At 68.6% G+C, this 3,708-nt stretch carries 5 protein-coding genes; 2 read left to right on the top strand and 3 right to left on the bottom strand.

Features of this window, described 5'->3' with window-relative positions; genetic code table 11:
- Positions 1 to 470, bottom strand: a 470-nt coding sequence (locus ABZS64_RS39140; protein ID WP_355839965.1) for an antibiotic biosynthesis monooxygenase, incomplete at its 3' end; no start/stop codon positions are given.
- 320 nt (positions 471 to 790) lie between these two features.
- Between ABZS64_RS39140 and ABZS64_RS39135 the strand changes: the two genes are divergently transcribed.
- Positions 791 to 985, top strand: coding sequence for a hypothetical protein (locus tag ABZS64_RS39135; protein WP_355839963.1), 195 nt, complete (start codon positions 791 to 793; stop codon positions 983 to 985).
- A gap of 197 nt (positions 986 to 1,182) precedes the next feature.
- A complete protein-coding gene (locus ABZS64_RS39130) occupies positions 1,183 to 1,617 on the top strand; it encodes a hypothetical protein (protein ID WP_355839961.1) in 435 nt (144 codons plus the stop codon).
- A gap of 699 nt (positions 1,618 to 2,316) precedes the next feature.
- Here the strand turns inward: ABZS64_RS39130 and ABZS64_RS39125 are convergent.
- Both ABZS64_RS39125 and ABZS64_RS39120 read right to left on the bottom strand, forming a co-directional pair.
- On the bottom strand, positions 2,317 to 2,757 hold the full coding sequence (locus ABZS64_RS39125; RefSeq protein ID WP_355839959.1) for a hypothetical protein: 441 nt from the start codon (positions 2,755 to 2,757) through the stop codon (positions 2,317 to 2,319).
- 1 nt (position 2,758) lies between these two features.
- Positions 2,759 to 3,016 carry a hypothetical protein gene (locus tag ABZS64_RS39120; RefSeq protein ID WP_355839957.1) on the bottom strand — a complete coding sequence of 86 codons (258 nt, stop codon included), beginning with the start codon at positions 3,014 to 3,016 and terminating at the stop codon, positions 2,759 to 2,761.
- Between the last annotated feature and the right edge of the window lie 692 nt (positions 3,017 to 3,708).

Here is a 3,708-nt window from a genome sequence, read left to right as displayed (position 1 = left end):
GCGCCCACACTGCCCCGCCCCTTGGCTCGGTCGATGAGCAGCGCCACGCCCTCGACCCCTGCGATGGCCTGAACCTTGGGCAGGGTGGTGTTCTGAAACGTCTGAACCAGCAGGTCGACGTTGGACGGGTCGACATCGAACCGGGTCAGCCGGAAGCCCGCGCCGGGCTGAACCTGCGGAGAAGGGGTGAATACCGCCGCCTCCCAGTTGTCGACCGTCACGGTGTGCGCAAACGGCGCCAGCAGGGCCGCGCGTCGTTCCTTGAGGTGATCGTCGCTGTTCTGCCGCGCCTGCTCGCTCTCCCACCAGGATCCCATCAGGATCTTGCCGATCTCACGATCGGCGAACAGCGAGAAGCCACGGTATCCAGGCTGGTCGGCCAACAACTTCGGGGCCTCGGCACGGAGCGCGTCAAGACATTCGTCGATCTTGGCGGGATCGCCGGTGGCATAGGTGGTACGAACGTACATGGGTGCGCTCCTGTCATCGGGCGGCGCTCGTCGGGGCGGCGGTCTCTTCCTTGCAGATTCCATCCGAGGCCCCCGCACGGCTGGGAGCAACACGGACGGACCGTTCGGGCGACGGCCACGAGCTGGTGACGACTACCCTGTCCCGACACAACTTCACAGCCTCCAACAGTGCGACCGCAGCCCCGAGTAGTTACTCATAGCTACTCGCCACCTGGCCGTAGCCATACGAGAACCGAGCCGTTGAGCGCGCAACCGAGTGGAGAACGTGAGCGCGCCTGGGGAATTTTCCCGAGTTCCCATCACAGCAGCACCGGGGCCGGATGGAGACCGAGGCCGAGTTGGTCGCCTGCATCGTGGCCGGAGTCTTCGGCAGGGATGCCGCCGCCGTGTCCGTGCCCTACGTGGCCGGGTGGGCAAGCAAGACCGCCGAGGAGGTGGCGGAGACGGTCAAGGCCGTCGGCATGCGGGTCATGGCAGCCGCTCCAGAGCTTCCTTACCGCCGTCTCCCCCACTGACACCCCCGCCGACGACGCGGACGACCAGCCCGAGCAGTGACCAGCCGCCCGGGCCCTGGCCGTAACGCCGCACGACGAACCAGGAGACAAACCATGGCCGCCGACCGCGCCCGCAAGACCGCCCGGAAGACCGCCGCCCCCGTGCCCGAGGCCCCCGCGTCCGGGCGCTGGATATCGAGGACCAGGTGTTGGCCGCAATGCGCGCGCGACGCGCCAGCATGGAGAGCGCCTTTATGGAGCACCGCACGGCAGGAACCGACACGGTGTTCTGCTCAATCGGTAAGCGTGCTGACGGAACCGAGGTTCTGCTGCTCGCTTTCGTGTTCAACCCGTACGGGCAGGTGGTCGCCACCGTCGCCCCCATCGATGCCACCGGGGTCATGTGGCGCCACCGCACCACCCGGGCCATGTCCATCGAGATCACCCCTCATGCGTCGCTGCTGGACGCCGTGGAGGGAGCCCGGCTGGAGGCCGCCGAGCGGGACACGTGGACCGCCACGGATCAGGGCGCGGTAGAGGCCGCCTACCGGTCTGCGACAAATGCGGCCGATAGCACGTCGGCCGGGGCGCGCCGCCGACGCCGCAGACGAACAGCCCCAGCACAATCGGCCGCCACGTACGGCGGCATCTGAGGGCCCTCAGCAACAGCGCCCGCCGGCATGCGCACCCAACCCGCCAATTTGGAGGAACCCCTATGACCGACGACCGCCGGGCCGAGGATCACTCACCGGCATACGGCAGCCGGTTGCCGACGAAGCGACGCGCCTTGCCACCGAGGTGAAGGCCCTCACCGATGCCGACATCGATGACGAGAGGCTGGCCCAGCCGGACGAGCTGGACAAGGACGAGGCTGTCGAGGCGCTCGACGAGGTCATGCGCTGCCTCATGCTCGACTGACCCGGGACGCCAATCCACCACCGCACAGGTGCAGGTGATGGGTTGCCAGAAACCACTAAGGAGAGTGCAGTTATGAATGTCGCTGCTGTGCACATGCGACGACCAGACCGGCGACGCAGTCGGGTTCCTCACCGCCCTGTGCCACGCCGCGGGTCACCCTCGACGAGGATCCCGTCGACATGCTCGCCCGCGGACCGGGCCACTTCGAACAAGAAGCCGAGACCGAACGCCTCGCGCACATCCGCGAAGCCCGCACGGCGCGCCTCACAGCCTGACCACCCTCGAGGTGTGGCGCGGGCCCAACCCCGCGCCACACCCATCACGGTTCCGGACAGCGTGAAATGGCGGACCGCCAGCGATTCCCTCTCACCTGCCTGCGCGTCACCCCCGCCGCCGAAGCCCCCGTTCAGCTCAGGGTCGAACCGATCGGCGATCTACCAGGCACCAGGCTCCGTGCTGGCCGGTGCCAGGGCGAACTCCACCGCCCCGGCCAGAAGTACGACCTCTTGCGGCGTCCAGCAGTCCGACCGTTCCACGGCGAGCTCGGCCGTACAGAAGCGGCACACCAGATTCGGGCCGTCGCAGCCGTCCAGCCCGCAACAACCGTTCAGCCGTCCCCGGACACTCGAATGCACCAGATCTCGCAGATCCCCCTGGTTCGCCAGCACGCCCTGCACCTTCGTGTACGCGGGAATCACCACGGGCTCCCACTCCGACACCGGCACGATCCGGTGCGCCTGCAGCGGCGCCGGGTCGAAGGCGAAACACCCCGCCGCCATCCGCTGCGGACAATCCTCCTGCCCCTCCGGCAACGCGAACGGCACCGGAGCATCATCCGGATCCGGCAGCGCCACCTCCCGGACCGGGACCGTCACCTCAACATGGCACCGACGGCAGCGAAATACGTACATCCCACAATTCTGTCCACCCCGCCACCACCACGACCAGCGAAATTCCCAGCAGAAGGTGCCACCAGCCGACCCTCCCAACGGACCGGAACCAGCCGCCGGCCCGTACGGAGAAGTCGCCGCCCAGGCCCGGACGGTCGTCGACGAAACCGCCGCCACGGGCGGCCCGTACGCAGGCGCAGACATCACCGCGCCCGCGCGCCCAGCCCGACCGGCCAGGCAGCACGCCTTGTCGGTGACACTGCCCGGAAGCCCGGCCCCTGCCCCGCCTCGGACCGCTCCGCGGCAAGCCTTTTGCGTCGGGGCCGTGGATGTCGATGACCGCAGCGAGCAGCCGGGGACCACGCGGCGGGCGTCCGACGCGAGCAGTGCGCGCCACAGGCTCCAGACGCGCCGGATGGCCTACGCGGTGTCGGGGAGTCGTGCCCCTGGAAAAAGGCGCGCAGCTGGGCAGTGTGCGAAAGCCCACCGCGGTGACACGATCGCCGGCAAGAAGCACAGCGCCCACGCGACCAGGTTGCAGACGCCCGTGAAGAGGCAGGCAAGCAGCGCACGTTCGGCTGCCGCGCTGGAACGGAGCAGGAGCTGCGCACACGCAACAAAACGGGGCCCCGCGGCAGTACACCCGCCAGCCGACCGAGCGTACCGCCGCCCTGCAACAGGCCCGCCAGCAGCACCAGGCGCTCCGCCCCGCCAACTCCCAGACCCGACTCCCGGCAGACCACCGACCTGCGCCTGGACGGCCGGCCCAGGAAGAGATTGGTCCCTGTAGGCCATCCGAGAAACAGGGCCGGATTCGAGACTCCGGGAGCGGAGACCCGCTCTAGGCGCTGTTTCTCGGATCATGTTCGGAGCCAGATCATGAGGGCTGCGAGGGTGACAGTGCCACCGTAGATGTAGGCGCGCTTCTCGTAACGG

The sequence above is a fragment of the Streptomyces sp. NPDC005408 genome, assembly GCF_040606445.1.
Lineage (GTDB): Bacteria > Actinomycetota > Actinomycetes > Streptomycetales > Streptomycetaceae > Streptomyces.
The sequence above is the reverse complement of the archived record's forward strand: the minus strand, read 5'-3'. Positions and strand labels throughout refer to the sequence as shown.

Coding starts and splice junctions, on each gene's coding strand:
- ABZS64_RS39135 (WP_355839963.1), top strand. CDS start 791: ATGGAGACCGAGGCCGAGTTGGTCGCCTGCATCGTGGCCGGAGTCTTC.
- ABZS64_RS39130 (WP_355839961.1), top strand. CDS start 1,183: ATGCGCGCGCGACGCGCCAGCATGGAGAGCGCCTTTATGGAGCACCGC.